Below are 26,549 nucleotides of genomic sequence, written 5' to 3'. Positions count from 1 at the left end.
CTCACCTCCCTCTGCTCTTGTCCATCCATCCTTGCAAGATGATCGTCGCACTAATGCGGTCCACAGTTCCCTTGTTCCGGCGGGCCATTTTCCCGATGCCGCTCTGAAGCATGGTGCGCTGGGCGATGGTGGAGGTGAACCGCTCGTCCACCGTTTCCACCCACATCTTCGGAAAAGTCTCCTTCAGCGCAGCGACGAAAAGCACCACGTTCGGCGTGATGTCCGTCTGTGAGCCATCGAGGTTGCAGGGCAATCCAACCACGAAGCCCTCCACGGCTTCTTTAGCTAGGTAGCGCTTCAGGTAGGCCATCAGCTCGGCGGAAGGCACAGTGTCCAGCGCACTGGCGATGATGCGCGCGGGATCCGTGACGGCGAGGCCGGTACGCTTGAGGCCGAAGTCGATGGCGAGGACGCGCATGTTGATCAGTATCTCGGCTTCGCTCGATAACCTGATCACAGAACGCCCAGTTGATCAGTGAATGGAATGCGAAGTAATGCAATTGCAAAGGTCGGCGGTTACGGTTTGTCCCGATGATCCAAATGTCTGATTGTCAGATCAGGTCATTGAGCTTGTCGAAATGCTGATCGACCGATCGACCGATCCGTTTCCATCTTTGTCCCATGCACGAATTGATCGAAAAGGCTTGGGACGACCGCGCCATGTTGGCGGACGAGGAGGTGGTCCTCGCCATTGAGGGGGTGATCGAACGCCTGGACCGCGGTGAACTGCGCGTGGCGGAACCCGCAGGCGATGACTGGAAGGTGAACGAATGGGTGAAGAAGGCCGTGCTGCTCTACTTCCCCATCCGGAAGATGATCACCATGGAGGCCGGGCCGCTGGAATTCCATGACAAGATCCCCTTGAAACACCGCTATGCCGAGCTGGGCGTGCGCGTGGTGCCGCATGCCATCGCGCGCTACGGAAGCTACCTCGCACCCGGCGTGATCCTGATGCCGAGCTATGTGAACATCGGGGCCTACGTGGACGAGGGAACGATGGTGGACACCTGGGCCACCGTGGGCAGTTGCGCGCAGATCGGCAAGCACGTCCACCTCAGCGGAGGTGTGGGCATCGGCGGCGTTTTGGAGCCTGTACAGGCCGCGCCGGTGATCATCGAGGACGGTGCCTTCATCGGCTCACGTGCCATCGTGGTGGAAGGCGTCCGGATCGGCAAGGAGGCCGTGCTGGGCGCGAACGTGGTGCTCACCGCAAGCACGAAGATCATCGATGTTTCCGGGCCGGAACCGAAGGAGATGAGGGGCTACGTACCGCCGCGTTCAGTGGTTATTCCCGGGACGTTGCCGAAGAAATTCCCGGCCGGCGAATACGGTGTGCCCTGTGCATTGATAATCGGGCAGCGGAAGGAGAGCACGGACAGGAAGACGTCGTTGAACGAGGCGTTGCGGGAGCATAACGTGGCGGTGTGAGGAGATCGACGCAGAGGCGCAGAGACGCGGAGAAATGCGTTCCGGTCCGAGCGGTATCACATTCATTTTCTAATGGTAAACCGCAGCAAAAAGGCAAAGCAAATGATCCAACCAATACTGACTCTTGGTCTGTTGGTTTCGTTCGCGGCCTGCTCCGGGAACAACTCAAAAAGTGAAAATGCAGCGCAAGTTGATCCGCCAGTAACAATGCTAAGCGGCGATACCGTATCCAGCACGGGCACGAAAGTGATGGTCGTGTTCCAGGATTCGCATGATGCCATGTGGTTCGGGGGTAGCGAAAACGGCGTCTACAAATTCGACGGGAAAAGCCTTGTCCGTTTCACAATGAAGCATGGGCTTTGCAGCAATAGCGTGCTCGGGATCCAGGAGGACCGGTCCGGGAACCTCTACTTCGACACGCAGGAAGGGGTCTGCAAATTCGATGGGCGGAAGTTCACCACGTTGGAAGTGATCGGAACAGCGCCGAACGCGTGGAAGCTGGGCCCGGACGACCTGTGGTTCCGCATGGGCTGGGACAACAAACGCGGCCCCTACCGCTACGATGGCGAACACTTGTACCACCTGGAATTCCCCAAGACCGCGCAAGCCGACACATTCCATGCGCAATACCCGCAGGCAGCCTTCGACCCTTACGGCATTTACACCATGTACAAGGACCACAAAGGCAACATGTGGTTCGGAACCGCGGCGCTCGGTGCATGCCGCTTTGACGGAACATCCATCAGTTGGCTCTATGAAAATCAATTGACGGACACACCCGAAGGCGGCTCATTCGGCATCCGCTCGATATTGGAGGACGAGGATGGCATGTTCTGGTTCTGCAACACGCGCTATCAGTATTCCATCCAGCCGACCAGTTCCATGGTGAACGGTACAAACCTCGTGGACTATTCTCGAAAAAGCGGTGTAGGCGCAACCTCCGAGAAAACAGAGTTCCCATACTTCCTGTCCATGACGGAGGATGACAACGGGGACATGTGGATGGTGACATACGATGACGGCGTCTGGCGCAGCGATGGAGAAAGCCTTACGCGTTTCCCCCTTGAGGAGGGCGATACGAAAGCCTTGCTTTTCTGCATCTACAAGGACCACCAAGGCGGGCTTTGGGTCGGAACACAGAATGCGGGTTTGTACAGGTTGAACGGCACCGCGTTCGTACCGTTCACTCCGTGAAAGGCTGCTACCTGCGCCAGCTTGTGATCCGAACAGCATCTTTGCGGTGCTTCCGCCATGGCACAGCAGCAGTTCCTCATCATCCAGACCGCCTTCTTAGGCGACGCCGTGCTGGCCACCAGCATCCTGGAGAAGCTGCATGCCTTCTACCCGGACGCGGCCATCGACCTCGTGGTACGCAAGGGCAATGACGGACTTTTCACCGGCCATCCCTTCCTGCGAACGCTTCACGTTTGGGACAAGCGCCAAGGCAAGACCCGCGCACTGTTCAAGCTGATCGGCACACTCCGCAAACAGCGCTTCGACCATGTGATCAACGCGCAGCGCTTCTTCAGCACCGGACTGATGACGGCGCTTTCCGGCGGAAAGGAGACCATCGGCTACGACAAGAACCCGCTGAGCTTCCTGTTCTCACGGAAGGTGAAGCACCGGATCCCGGAGCCGAAAGTACTGCGAGAACAACCGGTGAAAAGCGACGCGGTCACCATCCACGAAGTGGACCGGCTGAATGATCTGATCGCGCATTTGACGGATGGTTCGCGGCCGCTGCCGAAGCTTTACCCTACGGCGGAGGATCGCAGTGATGTCGATCAGACAATACCCTCAAAAACTCCCGCAGGGTCTCTCGCAGAGGACCCTGCGGGAGCCATGATTCCGCAGGGTCCCGAGGCGGAGACCCTGCGGGAGGAGTGGGGACAATACATCACAATCGCACCCGCTTCCGTCTGGTTCACCAAGCAATGGCCTGCTGAGAAGTGGATCGCGCTGATCAAGGCCCTGCCTGCGGACCGGCGCATCCTCCTCATCGGCGCACCGGGCGACATTCCCTTGTGTGAGCGCATCGCGAAAGAGGCTGGACGTGGCGAGGTGCTGGCCGGAAAGCTTTCACTGCTCGGCACGGCCGCATTGATGGAAGGCGCCGCGATGAACTACGTGAACGACAGTGCCCCGATGCACATCGCCAGCGCCATGAACGCCCCAGTAACAGCGGTCTTCTGCAGCACCATACCGGCTTTCGGTTTCGGACCGTTGAACGCCAACGGCCGTATCGTGGATCGGGCTGAGTCGCTGTATTGCCGCCCCTGTGGGCTACACGGCTACAAGGCTTGCCCGGAGGGGCATTTCAAGTGTGCGTGGGAGATCGCTGACCATCAAGTGATCGGTTGATCCATCGATCCGCCTACTCCCCGATATCCTCGTTCCACAGCTCCGGCTTCACCGCGATGAAGTCCTCCATCATCTTCACGCATTCCGGCAGGTCGAGGTCGACCACCTCCACGCCGTGCTCCTCCATGAATTTGCGAGCGCCTGGGAAGGTGCGGCTCTCGCCCACGATCACCTTAGGGATCTTGAATTGCACGATGGTGCCCGCGCACATGTAGCACGGCATCAGCGTGGAGTAGATCACGGTGCCCTTGTAGCTGCCGATGCGGCCCGCGTTGTTCAGGCAGTCCATTTCGCCGTGCAGGATGGGGTTCTTCTCCTGTACCCGCTTATTTCGCCCGCTGGCGACCAGCTTTCCGTCCTTCACCAGTGCGGAGCCGATGGGGATGCCGCCCTCCTCCAGGCCCTTGCGCGCCTCATCTATGGCGGCTTGCATGAATTCGTCCATGGTGTTCGATCTTCGGGGTGAACGCGTTCCAGATGCTCGCGCAGTGCAAGTGTACCGGCTATAAACTATTCCAACAGCCCTATTTTCGCGCCTGCCCGCCGCAGGTGTGGGCCCGTTCAACGGAACGCCTTTTCAACGTGACCACACAAAGCGAACATACCGTGGACCCGGACCGCATAGTCGGTGTGCTGGTCCAACCGCTGTTCCAAGCCGCGGAACTCGTGGCCGCGCGCATGGGCGTGAAAGCCTATGCCATCGGCGGATACGTGCGCGACCTGCTGCTCGGAAGGCCGTGCAAGGACATCGATATCGTGACCGAAGGCAACGGCATCGCGTACGCAGAGGCCGTGGCGAAGGAGTTGGACGCGGGCCATGTGCATGTCTTCAAGAATTTCGGGACGGCCATGTTCATGCTTGACGATGTGCAGGTGGAGTTCGTGGGGGCGCGCAAGGAGAGCTACAGCCGCAACAGCCGCAAGCCGGAAGTGGTGCCGGGCAGCATCCAAGACGACCAAGAGCGCCGCGATTTCACCATTAATGCGCTGGCGATCTCGCTCAATGCGGAGGACCGTGGCCAGCTCATCGATCCGTTCGATGGCGTGCGCGACCTCGAGAGCGGCGTCATCCGCACACCCCTGGCGCCGGACGTCACCTTCAGCGACGACCCGCTGCGGATGCTGCGCGCCATCCGCTTCGCCACGCAGCTCGGCTTCTTCATCGATGTGCCCACCTTCGAGGCCATCGAGCGCAACGCCGAACGCTTGGACATCATCAGTGCGGAACGGATCCACACCGAGCTGAACAAGATCATTCTGGCGAAAGTGCCCAGCATCGGTTTCAAGCTCCTGTTGAGCAGCGGCTTGCTGGTGCGCTTCTTCCCGGAGATGATCGAGCTGCAAGGCGCCGAGGAGAAGCACGGCATCGGTCACAAGGACAACTTCTACCACACGTTGCAGGTATTGGACAATGTGGCGGAGAAGAGCGACGACCTCTGGCTGCGCTGGGCGGCGATCCTGCACGACATCGCCAAGCCGAAGACCAAGCGCTTCGAGGCCGGCCACGGCTGGACCTTCCACGGGCATGAGGACAAGGGCGCGCGCATGGTGCCGGGCATTTTCCGCCGCCTGAAGCTGCCGTTGGACGACCAAATGCGCTTCGTGAAGAACCTCGTGCTGCTGCATCTCCGCCCCATCGCGCTCACCAAAGACATTGTGACGGACAGCGCGGTACGCCGTCTGCTGTTCGACGCTGGCGACGACATCGACGCCCTGATGATCCTCTGCCAGGCCGACATCACCAGTAAAAACGAGGCGAAGAAGAAGCGCTACTTAGCCAACTACGAGGTGGTGCTACAGAAGATGAAGGAGGTGGAAGAGAAGGACCACGTGCGCAATTTCCAACCGCCGATCACCGGCGAGGACATCATGCGCGCCTTCAACATTGCGCCTTGTAAAAAGATCGGTGATATCAAGACGGTGATCAAGGACGCGATCCTGGACGGCAAGGTGCATAACGACAAAGCCGCCGCCTGGCCGGTGATGCTGGAAGAGGGCGCGAAGCTTGGGTTGACGATGGCGAAAGGAATGGAAGCGCCTCCGAATTCCGGGAAGACTGAAAAGAGTCGGGAGTCTTGAGTCGGGAGTCCGTGTGTCGGAGAACGTCCCCCCGATATGCATCGGGGCACTAATCACCATCCACCGATCACCCCTCTGAACTCTCCCGTTACATTCGCGTTCTCTATCGGTTCTCATTACAATTCCCGCTTCCCATGCTCATCTACCGGTTCCGTGTACTGATCGACGACGAAAGCGAGGCGTTCCGAGACATCGAGATCGGTTCCGGCCAGACTTTCCTGGAGTTTCAACAGGCCATCAAGGAGGCTTTCGGGTTCAAGGGCGATGAAATGGCGTGCTTCTATGTGAGCGATGCCGAATGGAGCAAAGGCACGGAGGTCCCGTTGGCGGACATGGGCTTTGCGGAGGAAGGAAAAGTGCCACTGCTGATGCACGAGGTTGAGGTGGGCGACCACATCCGTGACCCTGACCAGCGATTTGTGTACGCCTATGACTTCCTGCACATGTGGATGTTCCTGGTGGAACGCATCGCCACCGGCGATCCCGACCCCGCCCTCACCTATCCCCGTGTTTCCATGAGCGTGGGCAAGGCACCGGACGAGCATTCGCGGAACGACCTGCTGAAGGAGGATCCGTTCGACGCTTCCGAGGCCGAGGATCACGACCACTATTCCGAGGAGGAGGGCGACGACGAGGACGACATGTACGGCGGCAGCGTGGACGACCTTGGCGAGGAGTATCAATGAGCGCCAACGGCCTGCTGGTGGTGATCGGCGGCCCCACGGCGAGCGGAAAGACCAAAGTTGCGGCCAGCATGGCCAAGCACTTCGGCACCGAGGTGATCAGCGGGGATTCGCGCCAGTTCTACCGGGCCATGCGCATCGGGACGGCGCGGCCCTCGGAAGAGGAATTGCTGGGCGTGAAGCACCACTTTCTCGGCCACTTGGAGCTGAACCAAACATGGAGCGCGGGCGAGTTCGCGCGGCAGGCTGAACCTGTTCTACAGGAGCTATTGGGCGATCACGGCATCGCGGTGCTCGTAGGCGGCAGCGGCCTTTATCTCGATGCCTTCTGCAACGGTCTGGACCCGATGCCGATGGCGGACCATGCCGTGCGCGAAAAATTGCAGCACCGCTTCCAACAGCACGGACTCCCGGACCTGCTCGCCGAACTGGACCGCTTGGACCCCACCATTTCCACCGTGATCGACCGCAACAACCCGCAACGGGTGATCCGTGCCTTGGAGGTCTGCATAGTGAGCGGGAAACCGTTCAGTGCCCAGCACAAGGGCCATCGCCAACGCACGGACATCCGGGTGCTGCGCATTGCCATGGACGTGCCACGCACTGAACTCTACGCCAACATCGATGCCCGGGTGGACCAGATGATCGCCGACGGACTGGAGGAAGAAGTGCGCTCCCTCCTGCCCCACCGTGAGTTGAACGCCTTACGCACCGTGGGCTACCGCGAGTTCTTCGAGCACTTTGACGGTAAGCTTTCCCGCGAGGAAGTGATCGAGCTGATCAAGCAGCATACCCGCAACTACGCCAAGCGGCAGATGACATGGCTGCGACGGGAAAAGGCGTGGAAGTGGGCCGGACCTGAAGACCTGGAGCGGATCAAGCAACTCATCCATGGATCGCTCTGACCGCGCCGCCAAGGCCGTCTTCTGGGGTGTCGTCCTGCTCGGCATATTGGACCGGTTTCATCTGCTGGCCATCACCATCGGCTATGCCAGCGATGACCTTACCGTGGTCTGGACGGCCGCCAGGGACTACGCACAAGGCGTGTTCCACGAGCCGTTCTTCTATGGCCAGGATTATGGCGTGATGCTGGAAGCCTTGCTGGCCGCACCCTTTGTACGCCTCGGTGCCGATCCCATCGTGGCAGTGCCCGTGGTTATGGCGGTTCTTGCGATGCTGCCCTTTTGGTCGTTCGCCTTGTTCGAATACCGCCGCGCAAACCTTGTTGCCGCCATTTTTATCGCAGCCATTCCCGTCCTGCTTCCCGTGGAGCACGGGCTCCAGTTCACCAACCTGAACGGCCTCGCCATTCTCGCGCTCTACCCTTGGGTGGCGGGTATGCACCCTTCGGCAAAACGTTCCGCCCTTATCGGCGCCGTGCTGGCCGTTGCCGCTTTCGTGAACATGAACGCTTTGGTGGGCGTGGCGGCGTTCGGCACATTCTTCCTGCTCCGGTCCGCAAAAGATCACCGCCAATGGTTTTGGGCCGGATGTGGGGCGCTTCCGGTCCTCTTGTTCTCGTGGTGGTCGATGCACTTCTATTCCGCACGGCCCGAGCAGGTGGCCCATACCGTCTTCGACTGGCGAATGGTCTTTCATGCAAGCCTCATCCCGGAGGCGCTTTCCCGGCTGAACGCCCATTTCGCGTGGCTGTGCCCGCTCTGGTGGCCGAACGGGCATCTGGTGCTGTGGCTCCTCGCCGGCCTCATGGTGGTGTTGTTCCGGAGAGGCAACAATACCGCCGCTTGGGCCATCGTCGCTGCTTTGCTCACCATCCTTATCTCGTTCGGCTTTGCGAAGATCCACGACGGCACCATGTCCATTCTGTTCCCCTTGTCGCGGATGTTCCTGGCCGTCCCCCTCCTTCTAGGCTGGGCCATAGCACAGTTGGGGCCGTTCGGGCGACTGCGATCAGCCTTCATGCTCACCATCGCCTTGGCCTCGGTGGTGACCTTCACGCTGCGCAACGAACGCGCGTCCATGGTCTGGGCGGAAGCTCTTTCGGATCCCAAGGGCGCTCCGATCTACATGGAAAAGGTGTCCACCCTGCGCGAACGATGCCGTATGCTGGAGCGGTATGCCCGGGAGACCTCAGCGGATGTGATCGTCGTGGTCCGTGCCTCCAACGCAGGGCAGGCCTATTTCCTGTACATGGGCTGCCCGGTCTGCGAGCCCGGGTTGCCCCTCACATACATGCCCGGTGGGGACAGGCGGGCATGGCGTGTAGAAGAGGAGTCCCAGCTGCACCGGGAAAGGATATTGGTGGTGGACGGGGACCCGGAGTTCTGGGCCAAGGCCAGTGACGGAGGGCTCAATGTGACGGCTGTCGGAACCGGCGACCCCATGTTGCACCTCGTGGTCGGAGCTGGTCTTCCGGTGGACTCATTGATGGCCAAACTGGCGCGGCTGGGTGGACACTGAAGGAGTATTGACGTCACAGGACCACGTTCCGCAAGCCCGCGCCCGGCATTGTAGGTTTGCGCGGCAAACGGGGAAATATCAGGCACCCGCTGACTGTCCATCCATGGCCAACAACCGTCTCGCCCAATTGCGATCCATGCTGGAAGAGGAGCCGGGCGATCCTTTCCTCCGTTATGCCATCGCGCTGGAGCGGAAGCGGGCAGGCGACATGGAGGGAGCGGCCACGGACTTGGAAACGCTGCTGCGCGAAGACCCCGGCTACATCGCCTGCTACTATCAATTGGCCATGGTGCTGGCGGACCTTGGCCGCGTGCAGGAGGCGATCGAAGCGTGCCGGGCGGGTGGCCTCCAATGTTTCGTGACCGGCGATGGAAAGGCGAGATCGGAACTACAGGCCTTGATGCGCAGCTTGGAGGAGGACGCATGAAGCGAAAAAGAAGGATCTTCTGGTGGCTCTTGGCGGGGCCGCTGGTCGTGCTTACGGCCATCATCTTGGAGGCATATCCTTTCCTCGCGATCAACCGGCCCTCCGGGGGGGAAGTGCTTGTGGTGGAGGGCTGGATGGAACCCGTAGCACTTCAGGAGGCGGCTCAGCTGGCACAGGACAGCGCCTATGCACACATCTACACCACCGGTACCGTTCGCGTGTTCGCCTACTATCTCAGCTCAGGCGAAGGTGTTGACGTGGAACTCCACGATCCAGAACAGGGAACCGTCGCCATCGACGTCAGCGGGACCAACGGCGCGGGATTTCGGCTGATCGCCGACAGGGACACCCTACTGGACATGCCCGTCACGCCCCGACCGAACCTGTACCAGGCCATACTTCCAGACGCGGTGACCCGGGTCCGAGTAGAGGCCTGGACGATCCACATGGACCCCGGCACGCCCGAGATCTTCGTCGGGCACATGTCCATCAATGAGGAGAATATCAATTTCTTGCAGCGGAATTCCCAATTCACATTCCCCAACACGCCGTCGCGACCCGCCTGGCCCACCTATGCCCAGTCCGCGCGCGACCAACTGATCGAACTCGGCCTTTCTCCTGACCGCATCACCGCCGTGCCCGCCTTCGGCAGACCGCGCAGCCGTAGTTGGGGCAACGCCCACGCCTTCGCGGAGCAGGCCGGGAAGGACGGCATCACCGCTTTCGACGTGGCCACCGTGGGCGTCCATGCCCGGCGATCACGCGATCTGTTCCAAGCGGCATGCGGCCCCTCGGTGGCGGTCGGCGTCGTTTCCTTGACGGATCCCCACTGCACCAAGGCCAATTGGTGGCGCACGTTCCGGGGCTGGTTCACCGTGCTGAAAGAAGTGGTGGGAGCGCCGGAGGTACAGGCGGTGGAGATCACGCGTTGACCACTGTGGGACCGCGGCGGAGGCCAACAACGAGTGAGCATTTTCGCAATGAGCCGACGCATACCTTCACAGCATGAACAGGATAGAAAGACCTCGACCCGGTGATTTTCCGGCTTATCACGGTGCGTATTTGCTTGCTGCCCAAGGCGAGGACCTCGCTTCGGCGCTCAGCCACGCCACCGAACAGGAACTAAAAACCCGGGAATTGGTGCACGGCGACCGTTGGGAATACCGCTATGCACCGGGCAAATGGACGACCAAGGAGGTCTTCCAACACATCATCGATACGGAGCGAGTGTTCGCCTACCGCGCCCTGTGCATCGCGCGGAACGAACATGCCGACCTGCCGGGGATGGACGAGGACGCGTACCAGGCAGAAGCGCGCACCGGACGTAGGGACATCGAGGACATCATGCGTGAACTGGAAGCCGTACGACGGTCCACCGTGGAGCTGTTCGAAAGCTTCGACGCCGAGGCGCTCGGCCGCAGCGGCACCGCGAACGGGAAGCACGTCACCGTCCCCGCGCTAGGCTGGATCATCGCCGGCCATTCCGAGCACCACCTGCGCATTGTTCGCGAACGCTATCTTTCCTGAAAACAAAGACTCATGGCGGCTCGCCCCATCCAACAGTGGTTCGATGAATACGGCGAAAGCCACCGCGACCCGGTGAACGTCGCTATCCACTGGACCGCAGTACCCCTCATCTTCTTTTCCGTGGTGGGCCTGCTCACCAGTATCCCCAGCATCCCGGTCCCTTACTTGGGGCCGATCCCCGTGGTGAACTTGGCCCTGCTGGCCCTCTACATCTTCTACATCCGCCATTCCCTTTTTCTGTTCGTCGGCATGGCGGTGTTCGCGTCGCTGTGCTTGGGTGCTTCACAATGGTTGGAAGGGCATGCGCCGTGGCCGCTATGGGCCATTTGCATCGTGGTGTTCGTCGTTGCATGGATAGCCCAGTTCATCGGGCACCACATTGAAGGCAAGAAGCCGAGCTTCCTGAAAGACCTGCAGTTCTTGTTGATCGGCCCCGCCTGGCTCTTGGCCAAGCTGCTGAAAAAGGTGCAGGTCCGCTACTGAACCGGCTTGTAGTACACGGGCTCCGGCTTCTTTTCCAGCTCCGGGTGGAAGATGCGGACGAGGTCCCTCAGCACCACGTCCGGCTCGAGCACCGCTTGGCCGAAAAGATCGCTCTGGGCGCTGTTGGCATAGAAGCAACCGTGCTCCTTGAATACGCGAAGCTGAAGGATGCGTGCATCATCGCCAGCGAGGTCCGCTGCGGTCACCGGGCCGTCCTGGACCAGGATCCGGCCCCACCGGTCCGCTTTCGCTCCCTCCTGCAGCACGGTCTCCAGATCTATATCGATATTGCCCGTGGCGTTCCGGTCCGCAAAAAGATACCGCCCTCCCGCATCACCGATCAAGCGGGCCATATAGCTGTTGCCGGACGGGACGGACCAAGTGCCCTTCCATGCACTCCCGAAGAACACCAAAGGCTTCGCCTCCTTCGCCGGAACGGAAGCCCTGGCCTTCTCATACCGCTCCTCGATGCCCGCGAACAAGCTGTCCGACAATGCTTCACGACCGAGCAGAACGCCGAACGCCTTCAACCATTCCGCACGGCCCAGCGGATGCTCTTCGAGGTATTCCGCTACGGGCACCTCAGGCACGGCACCGTTCGACAGTGACTTATCGCCGGAACCGTAGGGATAGGTGAAGAGCGCGTCCGGTGCGAGCATCAAGATCCGCTCGCGGTCCACACCGTCCGCGGAGGCGATCTCCTTCACCTCGCCCGCGCGGACCTTTTCCACCAGCGCTTCATCGAGCAATTGCCCGGTGTGGGCACAACCCACCACCGCATCGGCACAGCCCAGCATGGTGATGAAGGAAGCATGCGTGGTGCTTTGCAAAGCCACTCGTTGCAAGGGTTTCCTGAAGGACACAGCGCCTGACGGAGATCGCGGTCCCAACGAGTCTCCTGCCTGCACGAAAACTCCGGTGGTGTCCGTGTTTCCCCCGGGACCGAAGGTGAGCAGCATGCGGTCGCTTCCGCGCTCCCAGATCTGGAAGAACCGGGCATGGTGCATCGGTTCCTGCCTCCAACCTTCCGATCCGGAAGGCTTCTCTACCTGACCGCAACCCGACGTGAGAAATAAGATGAAGATGACCGGGATGAAGAACACACCGGCGGCACAAGGCCTCATTGCATCTCGGTGATCAGATGGACCAGCGCCTCACGCACGGAATCCGTTCCCTGGGGCAGGTCCTCAGGACGTTGCGGCACTTTATACTTGGGCATCTCCCCCCTGTCCATCGGCCCATCCGGTGTGCCTTCCGGAACATAGCGTTTCAAAGGCACATGCAGGATGCAACCGCTGCGTGGTAGCGTGACTTCAAGGACCTCACCGCTACAAAAGCTCGATGCGTTGGACCCGGTCTCTTCCCCGACGGTGCGTGCCCGGCCACTGCGGTTGGCCAGCATGACAAAAGCAGCACCGGCCCCGGTGGTGAGCCCGTCGCAGACCACGTACACTTTGCCTTGGAAAGCATTGGACACAGGTTGAACAAGCATCAACCGCGGATCGTCCGGCTTCAACTCCCTCCTGCCCTTGAGCTCTGGCAGGTACATGGCCCCTACGGACGCGAAAAAATCCGGGGCCGGCGCGGCATATCGATACGAGTCCGGGACCCGGCCGCTGCGAATGGATATGGACTTGACCACCCTGTAAGGGGCCTGCGCGATCATGGCGAACACCTGCTCGGCGAGACCCAGGTCGTTGCCGCCGGCCCCCCGCACATCGACCACCAACGTGGACACATCCTCTTTGCGCAATGCTTCCATCGCATTGTTCAGGAAGCGTTCCGGGGTGATCCGTTGGCGCTCCAACTCGCTCTTGTCCATGGTGCCCAAGGTGAGCCATGCGGCCCGGATGCCTGGAAGCTCCTCCATGCGCCACGGCTGCAGGTCATAACCTTTGGGCGTGTGTGTCTGCCGCATCTCATCCTTGGTGAGCCCGAAAAGTTCCTTCTCCCCTGTGGTACCGTCACCGGCCCTGAAGGTGATGTCGAACTTCTCCGCAGGTTCCACATAGCGCCGGTACAGCACGGGGAAATCCCGCTCAATGCTCCGGTCCAGCAAGGTGGTGTCGGCTCCTTCAGCCACCTGTGCGCTCCTCATCTTCGCTAACAGATCGGTGGCCGAAAGACCATTGATCCGCAGCAGCTCACAGCCCGATGGCAGGCTGCGGAAGCCTTTCAGTTCTTCATCCAAGTAAAGGCGGCCACCGATCACCGCCACGGTGAACGGGATCAGCGGCACGGTGTGCTCGTAGGCCTCGGCCAGCGGGGCCGGAGGGGCAAGCAGGGTGCCCGCATCACCGACGGCCGTAAACACCGGCAGCGTGGCCGCGATATAGCCCTCTCCCGTCAACGGGCCGGTGAACGAGGCCGCGACAGCATCGAACAACCGGTCCAACTCCGCCTTACTGAGGTATCTGTAGGGGTCCGGGTGCGCTTGCTCGAACGTCTGGCGGATGATCGAAAAATCCTCCCGCAGGTCTTCGGGGTAATTCACCTTCGCCTGCGGATCGTCCTGGGCCGTAAGCCCCAGAAAGGCAATGAGCGCCCCCACCGTCGTCAATAACCTCCACTTGATCATCCTTCACTGGTTCGCTGGTCGGTAAAACTAAGAATGCCCGGACCGGTAGGAACGGGCATTCAAAAGTCGGGCCGGGAAAGATCAGGCCTTCACACGGGACTTGGGCTCGGCGGCAATGATCTCGTCGCTGGCGTTCTTCCTGTATTTGTCGAAATTCTTCTGGAAGGCCTCCGCCAGTTGGTCCGCTTGCGTATCGTATCCGGACTTGTCCTTCCAAGTGTTGCGCGGGTCGAGGATCTCGGCCGGCACTTCGGGGCAGCTCTTCGGCATGTTCACCCCGAAGACCGGATGTTTGGCATACTCCACCTTCTCCAGTTCCCCGCGCAGGGCTGCAGTGATCATCGCACGGGTATGGCGAAGCTTCATGCGCTCGCCGGTGCCGTACGCGCCGCCGCTCCAGCCGGTGTTCACCAACCAGACGTGTACATCATGTTCCTTCATCCGCTCGCCCAGCATGTCGGCGTACTTGGTGGGGTGCAACGGCAGGAAGGGCGCACCGAAGCAGGCGCTGAACACGGTCTTCGGCTCGGTGATCCCGGCCTCGGTACCTGCCACCTTCGCGGTGTAGCCGCTAAGGAACCAGTACATCGCCTGTCCCGGGGTCAACTTGCTGATGGGAGGCAGTACGCCGTACGCATCGCAGGTGAGGAAGAAAATGTTCTTCGCATGGCCTCCCATGCTGGGTACTGCATGGTTCTCGATGTGCTCCAACGGATAGCTCACCCGGGTGTTCTCGGTCTTGCTCTTGTCGCTGAAATCAACTTTGGTCTGGCTGCCTTCCTCGAAGCCGACGTTCTCCAGCAAGGCACCGAAACGCACGGCGTCCCAGATCTCGGGTTCCTTCTCCTGGGATAGGTCGATGCATTTCGCGTAGCATCCGCCCTCGAAGTTGAACACGCCGTTCTTGCCCCAGCCGTGCTCGTCGTCGCCGATGAGCCGGCGCTGCGGGTCGGCGCTCAAGGTCGTCTTGCCGGTCCCGCTGAGGCCGAAGAACACCGCCGTGTCGCCGTCCTTGCCGATGTTGGCCGAGCAGTGCATGCTCAGCACGTCCCGGTCCTGGGGCAGGATGAAGTTCAGCACGCTGAAGATGCCCTTCTTGATCTCGCCGGTATAGGCGGTGCCACCGATCAGGATCATCTTGCGGGTGAAGTCCACCGCCGCGAAGTTGTGCTGGCGCGTACCGTCAACCTTCGGGTCGGCCAGAAAGCCCGGAGCGCAGATGATGTTCCATTCGGGCATGAAGTCCGCCAGCTCCTCGCGCGTGGGGCGCATGAACATATTGTTCCCGAAAAGGGCGTTCCAAGGCAGCTCCGCCACCAAGCGTAGGTTCAGGCGGAAGGCGGGATCGGCGCAGACATAAGCGTCCTGAACATATGAGTCGCGTCCCATCATGTATGCGGCCATCCGCTCGCGCAGCCGCTCGAAGGTGGCAGGCTCCATGGGGATGTTGACCTCGCCCCACCACACGGTGTTTTCCGTGGTGCCGTCCTTCACGCAGAACTTGTCCTTGGGGCTGCGCCCGGTGAATTCACCGGTATCCACCGCCAAGGCACCGCTGTCCACCAGCACGCCCTGGCCGTTCACGATGGTGTGCTCGACCAGCTCGGCCGGTTCCAGGTTCCAATAGGTGTCACCCAAGTTCTTCAGACCGATCTTGGACAGGTCGGCGTTCTTCGGTTTCGTTCCGAACTCGTTCATCTTCGTAGTGTTCGATTTAGGAGGTGCAAATGTACTTCACGGCCTTATTAGGGGGGTGACCGGCATCAGTTCAAGGTTTCCGGAAAGAACCTATCAGGAGCGCTCCCCAGCCTACCATGAACATCAGTCCGCCCAGCGGGGTGATCGGCCCCAGCACCTTGACAAGCCCTTGGATACCAAGGATATCCCGCGCCGCCAAAAGATAAAGCGAACCGCAGAAGCAAAGGATGCCCACCAGAAAGATGATACGCACGAAGCTCACCAGACGTGAGGCCAGCCGCCCTTCCAGCGCCGCTAAGCCAAGCAGGGCCAAGCCGTGGTAGAACTGGTATTGGGCCGCCGTGGTCCAGTTGTGGTAGGCCTGTGCATCCACGTGGTCCTGTATGCCGTGCGCGCCGAAAGCGCCCAAGGCCACGGCCAGCAATAAGATGCCCGATGCCCAGGCCAATGTCCGCTCGTTCATGATCCCTTCGTTCGTTGAAGCGTGCAAAGTTGGCTAAGGACTTTGAACCTGTCCAACATGGTCCGCCCTTTCACCTCCTTCACATCCATTACCTCCCTGACCTCCCTCGCCTCCCTCACCTCCATAAATTCCTGCACCTCCCAAACCGCGCCCACGTCATCGGCGCCGCCGGCTCTTGCGCACTTTGACCTTGTCCGGGTCCTCGTGGAAATAATAGCGCAGGTCCACCGTGAGGTAGCTGCCGCTGAGGAAGGTGCTCATGCGGTACGGCGTCAAGCCCGTATAGCGGTCCAACCAGGTCACATCGGCCTTGGCCATTTCGCCGAACGGACGGTGGAAGGTGGCACCGAGGTAGAAATAGCCGGACTTCTCCGTGCGGTACTCCACGCCGATATTCCCCACCACGCCCACTTGGGCCCAGTTCCGGCGGAAATAGTAGGCCTGCGCATACTCCAACTCCTTCTTCGCGTCCCCGGGATAAAAGTCCACGCTGGCGCCCAAGGCGTTGTTCATCCACGTGCGCTCCCCCAACCGGATGTATACCAGCAGAGTAACGGGCACTTCATAGCCCACGAAGCGGAGTTTGCCGGAGTCTGAGTAGCCATTGGTGTCGTTGGCGATGGCAAAGTCGTACCGCCGGGTGATCTGGTCGATGCCGACCTCAAATGAGATGGCCTTGGTGATCCCCGTTCGCACCGTCATCCCGAACGCAAAACCACCCGTGAGCGTGAGGGTGGAATTGAGGTGCTCCAGCTGCAAGTTGCTCACCGGCTCGAAAAAGCTGAAAGGGATCACCGGTTTCACTTGTAAGCCGAAGGTGGTGACGCCAAGCTGAGCATGGGCATTACGCAGGCCGAGCAGGGCCAGAAGAAGGAAAAGTGAGGCACGCAAGCGCATGTTCATCATTGGGCCGCCCGCCTACACAGCGGTCGCCGGGGCCAAAGTTCGGCCATGGGGACGGCTTTCCGGCGAAAAGTCCCGGCAGCTCGTATTGGAGGTCTACTCTACCCTCGGTGCGGTTGTCCATGGCCCGCGGTTGAAGACCTGCGTTACCCGCCTTCGGGCGCTCGCCTCTTCCGGGTAGATTTCGCCGTGCAACGCCGGACTGATCTTCTTCTGACCCTCCTCCTTGGTCTGTCCGTGGGCTGTGCGGGACCCCGGCAGGCGCAACAATATGCCTGGCTTCGGAAGCAAGGCCCCGTGCCGAAAGAACATCTCCGCGACCGGGCGGGGACATCGGCATCCGTCCTTCCAGAAGAAGAAGCTCTTGTGAACGAACATTTCACGGAACGGGGAACTGGATCGGGCAACGAAGGGCCGCTGTCCGCTGCAGTCCCCACCGCAGCCCCATCCGGCGGCCCACTCCAGAGTTCGACCGATGCGCTATCCGGACCGGGCATCTCAGCTATGGAAACCAATGCGATGTTCCGCACCATGGATCGTCCTTCCGTATCCGTGCAGGACACCACCTCCTACTATACCCCGGAGAAGCACCGTTGGAACGCCAAGGCCATCGCTTCCCTCCCAATCGCTATCGCAACCGTGGTGGTGGGCATTGCCTCACAAAGCATTTTCATCCTGCTCGCCGGCGGCGTGGTCGCCTTCGTCCTGGGGCTGATCTCAGCCCGCCAATGCCGCGACCGCGAAGACCGTGGAAAGGGTTTTGCCCTAGCTGCCATGATCTTGGGAGGGGCAGCGATGTTCTTCAGCATCATGGTGATCATCTGGGCCGCCTGAACCGGTGACCCAACGCATATTTGTCGCTTTCAGGCGCTCAGATCCCGCGATTTTATGCGTAGATATTGATGTGGACTGAATTAGGGACATCTTCACGGACATATACTTGTTCAAAACATCAGTATCATCCCGTTTATCAACGCTATGCAATGAGTCCATCTTTGGACATTCATGCGGACTTATGAGCAGACACATCCCTGGTTGAGCTTCCGTTGGGACCCGCGTAACGTTCCCTATCCGGTCTGGCTCTTGCTCGGGGAGGCCACGGCGGCCTGCCAACAGCTCCGCGAAGCCGCACTCCCGCCTCAAGAAGGGAGCTTGACCAGCTACGTGGCCATGCTCCAAGGCATCGTGGCGAACGCTTCTTTGGCCGGCAACAGCTTGAGCGAAGACCAAGTGGACCGCCTGCTGGAGGGCAGCCTGCATCTGCCGCCTTCGCAGGTCTTCCTCGAGCGCGAAATGCGGAACTTGGTGAAGGCTGTCCAATGGACCGAGGCACGGGCCAAGGCCGGCGACCGGGATACCGGTCCATGGGCCATCCAGGTGCTCAACGCCCAAGTGCTGAAGGAGATCCCATCCGCCACCGGTGCCGCAGCCGGGGATTACCGATCGGTGCGTGACCGTAACACGGAGGGCAACGTCCTGCCAGAGGACATCGGACCGATGATGGAGCGGCTGAACGCTTGGGGAGAAAGCGATTTGTTCCAGCCGGAGCATGAGGAAGAGCGCATGGCCTTCGCGATCGTCCGGGCCGTGCTCACCCACCTCTACCTGCTTTGGACCCGCCCCTTCGCTGAGGGCAATGGCCGGACGGCCCGGCTCGTGGAGTTCCAATTGCTTTTGAACGCGGGCATCCCCGCCCCCGCCGCCCACCGCATGACCGTCCACGCCGCCGCTACCCGCAGCGAGTACGCCCGGCAGGTGGCACAGGCCGCAGTGCCCAACGGCGACGTGGTCCCCTTCATCGCTTATATGGTCCGGGGCTTCGCGGACGGTGCGAAAGCGCTGTTGAACGAGGTCTCCGAGGCTCAATACCGCATCATGGCACAGGAGGAACTTCGGACCATGGTGGACCCCGCCGCCACAGTGAACGGGGAGCGCCTTCAAGCTTTGGCGCGCAGCCTACAGGACCAGCGCGGAAAGGTGCCCACAGCCACCGTCACGCAACTTTCCCCGGAACTAGCGTTGACCTACGCCCGCTTGAACGCCAAGACCTTGCAACGGGACCTGGCCCAGTTGGAGGAACTCGGATTGGTGGAGCGCAGCCGAGGTGCCGTTCAGGCCCGCACCTTGTCCGTGCGGCCATTTGCGATGGACAGCTAATTCAATTTTGGCTTACAAACAGTCCGAGACCCTGAACCGGGGCATGGGATTTTTCTGATCCGCAAATTCCTGATTCCTGATTCCGTCCGCCGACGCAGAGGCTTGTCGGAATCAGGAATCAGGAATCAGGAATCAGGAATTTACAAAGATGTCAACCTACCCGCAGAAGTTCGTCAGCCAACCGGTGAATTTCCATCGGGTCCTCACCCGCCTTCCGCGCCGCCCACAAGGAATCCGCCCCATGGGATTTTGAGCGTTTCGCTCCGTGTGGGTCCAAGACCAAAGAATGGTGTAGAAAGAACGCTTTGTGGAACGCTTCCAGGCCGAGCAGACCGGCCAAGTGCAGTTGTACCGCCGTGGAAGCCAGCAGGTCCTCGCCCCTTACGATCATGTCGATGCCGAAGCGGACATCATCCGCCAAGGAGGCGATCTGGTAGGCGGGTCGGCCGTTACGCTGCCGGATAACCGGGTCGGGCATATTCAATGCAGCTTCATGTGGCTTCCCGTCCGGCCAAGTATGCCAAACCACCTTGCCGGTGTTGGGCAACATCAACCGCCACGAGCAGTCCGGATGATCGAAGGGCAGACCCAGCGTGCGACAATGGCCATCATAGTCGCCGGAGCCGGTGCGGTCCTGGATCTCCTTCCGGGAACAGGCGCAGGCATACAGATGACCGCCTTCGCGAAGCTGATCCACCAACTCCATGTACCGCGCCATGCGAAAATGCTGCGACCATCTGCTCTTCAGTTCCGCCGCATTCCCAGGACCTTCATCCCAGTCCACGCCCAACCAATGCAAGGTCTCGAAGATGTCCTCCACGTACTCCGGCCGCACGCGCTCGGCATCCAGGTCGTCGATGCGCAGGAGGAGCTTTCCGCCCGCTTCCCGTGCCAGCTTCCACGCCAGCACGAAGGCCGCGCCGTTGCCCGCGTGGAGGTAGCCGCTGGGGGTTGGGGCGATACGGGTGTGCATCGAAGAGTGCCCGGGGCGGGACTTGAACCCGCACGGCCCTTACGGACCAAGGGATTTTAAGTCCCTCGTGTATACCATTTCACCACCCGGGCGGGGGTGTGCAAATGAACGCAATCGTGGAGGATGGAATGCAGGTTGGAACGCAGATAACGCTGAAAGGGCGGATCTCCGCTGATAGAGGTATGGTGATCGGTGAATGGTGATCGGTAATTGGACGCAGAGGCGCGGAGACGCAGAGAAATGCTTTTGGTGTTCGGGTGAGCGCATGCATCGCGCTTACCGCCACCGCAAGCCCTAAAACAAAAATGCCTCCCCGTGGAGGAAGGCATTTTGAGCGAGAAACGGGACTCGAACCTACCTGCGGTAGGCAGGCCCGCGATACTGCGTTCGCAGCTAAGCAAAAAAAATGCCCTCCGAAATGAAGGGCACTTTTGAGCGAGAAACGGGACTCGAACCCGCGACCCCGACCTTGGCAAGGTCGTGCTCTACCAACTGAGCTACTCTCGCTTGAGGGCTGCAAATATAACGGTCTTAATGATCGGTGCAACAGCGGGTAATTGACGCCCGCAAATTCACCACCGGGAGAGGTCGCGGCCGGTGCGTTCCACTTTGAATTCCCGTACCTGAACGCTGTCCGGACCGTTGTTCCAAACGTAGACGCCCACTACCTCGTCGGCATGACGCAGTTCCCGCAGGTTGCGCACCACGCAGGCGGTGAGGAGGCTATCGGCGGTGCCGCCGTGCGGAAGGGGAAAGCTCTCGTAATCGGTGATGCGGTCGCCCCGGCGCCGCTCGATGACGATGGAGGGTTCCGACGCTCCTTGGGACCGGTAGGCCACCTGCACCACCAGCGAGCCCGGAGCAAGGGCCAACAGTTCGGAGGTCGGCACACGATAGGCCGCGGTCCATGGAGAGGCTTGGTCCAGCCATTCGCCACCTTCCTTGGAACCGTCGTGAAGCGGGGTGGCATCCAGCGCTCCTTCAGCGGGCAACAGCAGCACGGCGTCGAAACCATCTGCACGCAACACGGTGTCCACCTGAAGATGTTGCAACAACGCGGCCCTCACTGCCGGAGCCACAGGCAGGCCCGCGTCCATCCACCAGAACGGCGTGTTCGCGTATCGTTGCACGTGGCGGAGAACCTTCCCGGCGCGCTGCGCATTTTCGGCGCGCAGTGCATGTGTCTCGCGCCACTGAAATAGCTGTTCGAGCGCAGGGTATCTTCCGGTGTTGATCACGATGGGCAGAGCCTTTTGGCTGGTTACATCGATCTGGTGCAGTAGGCTTTCAACAGCCCTGGGAAGCCGTTCCGCCTTGGGGCGGTGTGCGAAAAGCGCCCAGCCGATGGTCAAGGTCAGCAGCACTAAAGCGACCTTGAGCATGATGGAGGAAAGGGACGCGGGGCGTGTGAAGGCCAGGAGAAAGCACGACCCGAGGAATACAAGCAGCGAAATGCCCAGCAGCCATGGCACCACCGGCTTTTCGAACCGGAACTGCAGCTCGTGTTCCCCGGCCGGGAGCACGATGCCGAAGAAGGCGATGTTGGCCCGGAGGATATCGGCAGGCACACCGTCCACAGTGGCCGTCCAGCCCGGGTACCAGGCTTGTTGCAGCATGGCGAAGGTGGGATGGGCGGTCTTCACGTGCAGTGAAATGCCATCGTGGTCGAAGCCGGTGACCTGCACCAAGTCGCTTGGCATATGGCGCAGTACTTCCTTCACCTCTTCCCCTTCCGCCAGCACCACCAGTGCGCTGTCGTTGGCGGGATCCACCGTTGCGGGATCGTACTGCCCCGCCTGCACCACGCTGTCCGTGAGGTAGACCAAGGGTTGGAGCTTCATGGCGGCGAACAGGCCCGGCTCCTCCGCCGCGATCCGGTTCGCATCCTTCAGCCAGAAGGAATTGAAGCCGTCGTGCGAGGGCTTTCCTTCGAAATTCTGGACGTTCTTCCAGATGTACTTCAGCGTGGCGGAGCCGTCGGTGTTGTTGCCCATCGGCACCAATTCCGGCCATACGGGCCCCTTGGGCTGCTCATCGATGCGGCCTTGGAGCATCGCGGGGGAATAGTCGCCGAGGGCGGTGTTCCATTGGGCGAGCGTGGTAGCCCAGCCCATCTCAATAAAGACCAGGAGGAGCAACGGCCACCAGCGGCGCTTTTTCGCCGTGGCCCACCACCACAGCCCGATCAGCGCGAGCAAGGACACCGGAGCCGCGAGGAGCACCCGGTGCCAGCGCCAGAGGCCGGTCATTTGCTCGTAAACCGTATCGCCCTGCCCGAACGGCGGCTCGCTCGTATGCATCATCCAGGCCCGCACCAGCGCTGCCCCGACGATCAGAATAGCGATACCGATCGCGCCTTTCAACACGCGCGGCCGCTTGGCCATCAACGCGGGCCATTGGGAAAGGGTGCCCGCTGCCAGCACCGCAGCGGCCAAAGCGGTGAACCATTGGTAATAGCTGGGGAAGCGGAACAGGTCCAAGCCCGGCACCACGGACCAGAGGACCCGATGTACCGGAAGCGCAGCACCGAAGGAGGCCAACAGGCAAAGGATCCCGAAGACGGCGATCACATTTTCCACCACGGTGCGCCTGCGGAAAACGGCCAGCACCGTGAACAGCAGCACCAGCACGCCCACATAGCCGTTCGCCATGGTGGGATCGGTGCCGAGCCAGGCCGCATCGGTGCCCACAGCATAAGGGAAGAAGTAGGACCAGGCCGCGTGCCAAGTGAAGGGGTTCACCGCGGCATCGCTGTAGGTCATGCCCGCGGACCGCGCCAAATAAGGAGATACCTCCACATACGCGTAGATCGTACCGACGGCCATGACCAAGGTGAGCACGGCGAACAGGACCTCGTAACGCAACAACCGGAAGACGAAGGCGCGGTCGCTCTTGCGCCATGCGCGCACCGCATACACGATGATCAGTGCCAGCAGCAGCCATGTGCCGATGAGGGTAAAAGTGTGGTTTCCGCCCGTGAGCAGCAGGCCCTGGAAGATGGCCGCCTCCACCGCCGGTCGCCACGAAGGCCGCTCGATCAGCCGCAGTTGTGCGCTGATCAGCCACGGCAGCAGGGCCGCACTGATCACCGCGTAGAAGTGCATTTCGTGCGCGGTGAAGAAGCCGCTCAGCGCATAGGCCAGGCCGATGACCAAGGCGATCCGCGCATCACTTCCGATCCGGCGGACCAAGCGCATCATCCCGATGCCGCCCACGATGACGTAGCCGAGGAAGAGCGCCTGCAAGGTGTAAAGCGTGTGGCCGATGGTGCCGCCCAGCACGATGGACATCGGGTACCACGCGGGGCCTTGTAGGTCTGCATAGATCGGATAGCCGGATTGCGCGAAGGGGTCCCAGAGCGGGAAGTGGCCGTCCTGCAAGGCCGAGGCGATGAACCAGCGCCACGGCATCCAACAATCGAGCGTATCGCCCTGCACCATGCCGTAGCTGAAGGTGCTCAACGGCCAATAGACCAACAGCACCGCCGCCGCGATGATCGCCCAGCCCCAGCGCTCCGCCCAGCGGTCCGCGGAGGTCGGTGTGCCCGGCACTTCGGGCTTCATGCCTTCTTCAGCCTTGATCGGCCCGCTCCTGCCATCCGCTTGATCTCATTCAACTTCATCAGTGCTTCAACAGGCGTCAGTGTATTGATGTCGAGGGCCTCCAGCTCGTCGCGGATGCCTTCGAGCGCAGGGTCGTCGAGCTGGAAGAAGCTGAGCTGCGGCTCGCGGCCAAGGCTGGCGGTGGCGGGCTTGGGCACTGCGGGGCCTGCTTCCTTTTTCTCACCGGGCAGGTCTTCGCCGAGGTCTCCTGAATGGGTCTGTTCCAAATGGTGCAGCACTTTTTCCGCGCGCTTCACCACTTGCTCCGGCATGCCGGCCATGCGGGCCACGTGGATCCCGAAACTGCGGTCGCTGCCGCCGGGGACGAGTTTCCGCAAGAAGAGCACCTTGCCATCGGCCTCACGCACGGCCACGTTGGCGTTGCGGATGCGCGGGAAGGTCTCCGCCATGTCGTTCATCTCATGGTAGTGCGTGGCGAAGAGCGTCTTGGGCCGCATGGGATGCTCGTGCAGGAACTCGGCGATGGACCACGCGATGGAGATGCCGTCGTAAGTGCTGGTGCCGCGGCCTATCTCGTCCATCAGCAGCAGGCTGCGCGCACTGAGGTTGTTGAGGATGCTGGCGGTCTCGTTCATCTCCACCATGAAGGTGCTTTCCCCCGTGGTGAGGTTGTCGCTGGCACCCACGCGGGTGAAGACGCGGTCGATGATGCCGATGTTGGCCTCGCGCGCCGGGACGAAGCTGCCGCACTGGGCCATCAGCACGATGAGGGCCGTTTGCCGCAATAGCGCCGACTTACCGCTCATGTTGGGGCCGGTGATCACCAGCAGTTGGGCGTTCTCCGGGTCCAGCGTGAGGTCGTTGGCCACGTACGGTTCGCCGGGCGGAAGCTGCTGCTCGATCACGGGATGACGGCCATCACGGATGCGCAGTACAGCATCTTGGGAGATCACCGGTCGGGCATATTTCCACGTGGCGGCATTGATAGCGAAGCCGCGCAGGACATCGACCCGGGCAATGGCCGTACCGATGGCCTGCACCTCCCCGATGCCTTTGCACACACGCTCCACCACCGTCCCATAGAGTTGCCCCTCGAGGGCGAGGATGCGTTCCTCGGCGCTGAGGATGCGCTCCTCCAAAGCCTTCAGCTCGTCGGTGATGTAGCGCTCGGCACCGGTGAGGGTCTGCTTGCGCACCCATTCCGGTGGCACCTTGTCCCGGTGTGTGTGGCGCACTTCCAAGTAATAGCCGAAGACGTTGTTGTAGCCCACCTTCAGCGAAGTGATGCCGGTGCGCTCCACCTCGCGGCGCTGGACTTCCATCAGGAGTTCCTTGGCGTGGGTGGTCACGTGGCGCAATTCATCCAGGTCGGCATCCACGCCGGTGCGGATCACGCCGCCTTTCTGGATGTTCACGGGCGTTTCCGGCTCGATGCTCGCGCTGATGTGCTCCGCGATTTCCAATGGCACCATCCACCCTTTTGCAGTAGCCGCTAGAATGCCGCCTGCCTTGTCCAAAGCACCGCGCACCCGCTCGGCGGCCTGAATGGCACGGGCCATCTGGAGCAGCTCCCGGGGATTGATGCGGCCCACGGCGGCCTTCGCGGCCAAGCGTTCCAAGTCGCCCACCGCACGGAGGTCGTCGCCGATGGCATCCCGTAAGACCGATGCTTCCAACAGCGCCTGTACGTGGTCCAAACGCTCCCCGATAGCCTTCTCATCCACCAGCGGAAAGAGCAGCCAACGCCGCAGCAGACGCGCGCCCATGGGTGTTTCACAGCGGTCCATGGCGGCCAGCAGCGTGTGGCCGCCCTCGTTCACCGGGGCCACCAGCTCCAAGTTGCGCACGGTGAAGCGGTCCAGCCAGACATGGCCGTCGTTCGCCAGTTTGGCGATGCGCCGCACGTGGCCGAGGCGGTCGTGGTGCGTTTCACCGAGGTAATGCAGCACGGCACCGGCGGCGCGCTGGGCCAAGGGCAGTTCCTCGATGCCGAAGCCCTTCAGCCCGGCGGTGTCAAACTGGCGTAAAAGACGCTCGCGCGCGAAGTCGTCCGTGAAGGCCCATGGCTCCAACGCAAAGCTGCGCCAGCGCCCGGATTCCTCAGCGACCAAGGGCTGCTTCGCCCCGCGCGGGAAGAGCAGTTCACCGGGCGCATGGCTCTCGATCGCCTTGGCCATGGTCTTGCTGTCGCCTTCCCCGGCGATGAACTCGCCGGTGGTGACGTCCAGGAAGGCGACACCGTAGCGTTCGCCTTCGCCGCAGATCGCAGCCAGCCAGTTGTTGCTGCGACCGTCCACCACTCCTTCGGCGAAGGAGACACCCGGCGTGGCCACCTCGGTGACGCCGCGCTTCACGATGGTCTTGGTCAGTTTGGGATCTTCCAACTGGTCGCAGATGGCCACGCGATGGCCGGCCCGCACCAGCTTCGGCAGGTAATTGTCCAAGGAATGGTGCGGGAAGCCCGCCAGCTCGATGGTACCCGTGCCGTTGTTGCGCTGGGTGAGCGTGATGCCGAGCACGCTGGCGGCGGTGATGGCGTCCTGCAGGAAGGTCTCATAGAAATCGCCGACACGGAACAGCAGGAGGGCGTCCGGGTATTGCGCCTTGATGCGCATGTACTGCTTCATCAAGGGTGTTTCGGCGGGAGAGGCTTTGGTCATCGGCGCGAAGTTCGCAATACCGTTCGGGCAGCCCGAAATTTAATCTTTTCCGAATGGAACGCGGATGACGCTGAAGGAGCTGATCCACGCGGATCTGAATTTAGTAGTGATCGATGATCGGAGTTTCTGGTACAGGGTACAGGGT

General features: G+C 61.2%; 23 protein-coding genes and 2 tRNA genes. 13 read left to right on the top strand and 12 right to left on the bottom strand.

The features are described 5' to 3' along the window. Position 1: 1 nt before the first annotated feature. Entirely contained in the window at positions 2 to 418 is a 417-nt protein-coding gene (gene ruvX / locus IPP95_13830) for a Holliday junction resolvase RuvX (GenBank protein ID QQS72231.1), read from the bottom strand. A gap of 203 nt (positions 419 to 621) precedes the next feature. Here ruvX and IPP95_13825 point away from each other — a divergent pair, with 203 nt between their 5' ends. The 3 genes from IPP95_13825 to IPP95_13815 all read left to right on the top strand — a co-directional run bounded on the left by IPP95_13825 (position 622) and on the right by IPP95_13815 (position 3,789). Beyond that, entirely contained in the window at positions 622 to 1,428 is an 807-nt protein-coding gene (locus IPP95_13825) for a 2,3,4,5-tetrahydropyridine-2,6-dicarboxylate N-succinyltransferase (protein ID QQS72230.1), read from the top strand. Between the two features lie 207 nt (positions 1,429 to 1,635). After that, a complete protein-coding gene (locus tag IPP95_13820; GenBank protein ID QQS72229.1) occupies positions 1,636 to 2,622 on the top strand; it encodes a hypothetical protein in 987 nt (328 codons plus the stop codon). Positions 2,623 to 2,679: 57 nt separating this feature from the next. After that, complete coding sequence (locus tag IPP95_13815) at positions 2,680 to 3,789, top strand: glycosyltransferase family 9 protein (protein QQS72228.1); 1,110 nt, start codon at positions 2,680 to 2,682, stop codon at positions 3,787 to 3,789. 13 nt (positions 3,790 to 3,802) lie between these two features. Here the strand turns inward: IPP95_13815 and IPP95_13810 are convergent, their stop codons facing one another. Beyond that, a complete protein-coding gene (locus IPP95_13810; protein QQS72227.1) occupies positions 3,803 to 4,234 on the bottom strand; it encodes a nucleoside deaminase in 432 nt (143 codons plus the stop codon). A gap of 233 nt (positions 4,235 to 4,467) precedes the next feature. On the opposite strand from IPP95_13810, the gene IPP95_13805 reads away from it, so the two are divergent. The 8 genes from IPP95_13805 to IPP95_13770 all read left to right on the top strand — a co-directional run bounded on the left by IPP95_13805 (position 4,468) and on the right by IPP95_13770 (position 11,409). Beyond that, entirely contained in the window at positions 4,468 to 5,868 is a 1,401-nt protein-coding gene (locus IPP95_13805) for an HD domain-containing protein (protein QQS74281.1), read from the top strand. A gap of 134 nt (positions 5,869 to 6,002) precedes the next feature. Next, entirely contained in the window at positions 6,003 to 6,554 is a 552-nt protein-coding gene (locus IPP95_13800; GenBank protein QQS72226.1) for a hypothetical protein, read from the top strand. Continuing rightward, a complete protein-coding gene (miaA, locus tag IPP95_13795; GenBank protein QQS72225.1) occupies positions 6,551 to 7,456 on the top strand; it encodes a tRNA (adenosine(37)-N6)-dimethylallyltransferase MiaA in 906 nt (301 codons plus the stop codon). Before IPP95_13800 ends, miaA begins: the two co-directional genes overlap by 4 nt. Continuing rightward, positions 7,443 to 8,972 (top strand): hypothetical protein, encoded by a 1,530-nt coding sequence (locus tag IPP95_13790; protein QQS72224.1) that lies wholly within the window; start codon positions 7,443 to 7,445, stop codon positions 8,970 to 8,972. Before miaA ends, IPP95_13790 begins: the two co-directional genes overlap by 14 nt. Positions 8,973 to 9,075: 103 nt before the next feature. Then, positions 9,076 to 9,399 (top strand): tetratricopeptide repeat protein, encoded by a 324-nt coding sequence (locus IPP95_13785; GenBank protein ID QQS72223.1) that lies wholly within the window; start codon positions 9,076 to 9,078, stop codon positions 9,397 to 9,399. Next, positions 9,396 to 10,331: a hypothetical protein gene (locus tag IPP95_13780; GenBank protein ID QQS72222.1), complete on the top strand. Its 936-nt coding sequence runs from the start codon at positions 9,396 to 9,398 to the stop codon at positions 10,329 to 10,331. The genes IPP95_13785 and IPP95_13780 overlap by 4 nt, the downstream gene beginning before the upstream one ends. Before the next feature lie 73 nt (positions 10,332 to 10,404). After that, positions 10,405 to 10,926, top strand: a complete 522-nt coding sequence (locus IPP95_13775; GenBank protein QQS72221.1) for a DinB family protein — start codon at positions 10,405 to 10,407, stop codon at positions 10,924 to 10,926. Between the two features lie 12 nt (positions 10,927 to 10,938). Further along, entirely contained in the window at positions 10,939 to 11,409 is a 471-nt protein-coding gene (locus IPP95_13770; GenBank protein QQS72220.1) for a DUF962 domain-containing protein, read from the top strand. Here the strand turns inward: IPP95_13770 and IPP95_13765 are convergent. The 5 genes from IPP95_13765 to IPP95_13745 form a co-directional block, all read right to left on the bottom strand. Continuing rightward, positions 11,403 to 12,416, bottom strand: a complete 1,014-nt coding sequence (locus tag IPP95_13765; GenBank protein QQS72219.1) for an ABC transporter substrate-binding protein — start codon at positions 12,414 to 12,416, stop codon at positions 11,403 to 11,405. The two genes, IPP95_13770 and IPP95_13765, sit on opposite strands and share 7 nt — an antisense overlap. Positions 12,417 to 12,529: 113 nt before the next feature. Further along, positions 12,530 to 13,987 (bottom strand): hypothetical protein, encoded by a 1,458-nt coding sequence (locus IPP95_13760; GenBank protein ID QQS72218.1) that lies wholly within the window; start codon positions 13,985 to 13,987, stop codon positions 12,530 to 12,532. Positions 13,988 to 14,068: 81 nt separating this feature from the next. Further along, positions 14,069 to 15,685, bottom strand: a complete 1,617-nt coding sequence (gene pckA / locus IPP95_13755; GenBank protein ID QQS72217.1) for a phosphoenolpyruvate carboxykinase (ATP) — start codon at positions 15,683 to 15,685, stop codon at positions 14,069 to 14,071. Between the two features lie 70 nt (positions 15,686 to 15,755). Further along, positions 15,756 to 16,148, bottom strand: coding sequence for a DUF423 domain-containing protein (locus IPP95_13750; protein QQS72216.1), 393 nt, complete (start codon positions 16,146 to 16,148; stop codon positions 15,756 to 15,758). A 156-nt stretch (positions 16,149 to 16,304) separates the two neighbouring features. Then, on the bottom strand, positions 16,305 to 17,039 hold the full coding sequence (locus tag IPP95_13745) for a hypothetical protein (GenBank protein QQS72215.1): 735 nt from the start codon (positions 17,037 to 17,039) through the stop codon (positions 16,305 to 16,307). Positions 17,040 to 17,582: 543 nt separating this feature from the next. Here IPP95_13745 and IPP95_13740 point away from each other — a divergent pair. Together IPP95_13740 and IPP95_13735 are read left to right on the top strand one after the other, a co-directional pair. Further along, positions 17,583 to 17,885: a DUF4190 domain-containing protein gene (locus IPP95_13740; protein QQS72214.1), complete on the top strand. Its 303-nt coding sequence runs from the start codon at positions 17,583 to 17,585 to the stop codon at positions 17,883 to 17,885. A gap of 171 nt (positions 17,886 to 18,056) precedes the next feature. Continuing rightward, on the top strand, positions 18,057 to 19,208 hold the full coding sequence (locus tag IPP95_13735; GenBank protein ID QQS72213.1) for a Fic family protein: 1,152 nt from the start codon (positions 18,057 to 18,059) through the stop codon (positions 19,206 to 19,208). Positions 19,209 to 19,359: 151 nt separating this feature from the next. Here IPP95_13735 and IPP95_13730 read toward each other — a convergent pair whose 3' ends face one another. The 5 genes from IPP95_13730 to mutS form a co-directional block, all read right to left on the bottom strand. Next, positions 19,360 to 20,181: a tRNA glutamyl-Q synthetase gene (locus IPP95_13730; protein QQS72212.1), complete on the bottom strand. Its 822-nt coding sequence runs from the start codon at positions 20,179 to 20,181 to the stop codon at positions 19,360 to 19,362. 7 nt (positions 20,182 to 20,188) lie between these two features. Continuing rightward, positions 20,189 to 20,273: transfer RNA gene (locus IPP95_13725), tRNA-Leu, on the bottom strand. A 342-nt stretch (positions 20,274 to 20,615) separates the two neighbouring features. Further along, positions 20,616 to 20,688 (bottom strand) — tRNA-Gly (locus IPP95_13720). Positions 20,689 to 20,753: 65 nt separating this feature from the next. Then, entirely contained in the window at positions 20,754 to 23,744 is a 2,991-nt protein-coding gene (locus IPP95_13715; GenBank protein QQS72211.1) for a hypothetical protein, read from the bottom strand. Next, positions 23,741 to 26,404 (bottom strand): DNA mismatch repair protein MutS, encoded by a 2,664-nt coding sequence (mutS, locus tag IPP95_13710; GenBank protein ID QQS72210.1) that lies wholly within the window; start codon positions 26,402 to 26,404, stop codon positions 23,741 to 23,743. The genes IPP95_13715 and mutS overlap by 4 nt, the downstream gene beginning before the upstream one ends. Between the last annotated feature and the right edge of the window lie 145 nt (positions 26,405 to 26,549).

The organism is Flavobacteriales bacterium (assembly GCA_016700415.1).
Taxonomy (GTDB): domain Bacteria; phylum Bacteroidota; class Bacteroidia; order Flavobacteriales_F; family PHOS-HE28; genus PHOS-HE28.
The sequence above is the reverse complement of the archived record's forward strand: the minus strand, read 5'-3'. Positions and strand labels throughout refer to the sequence as shown.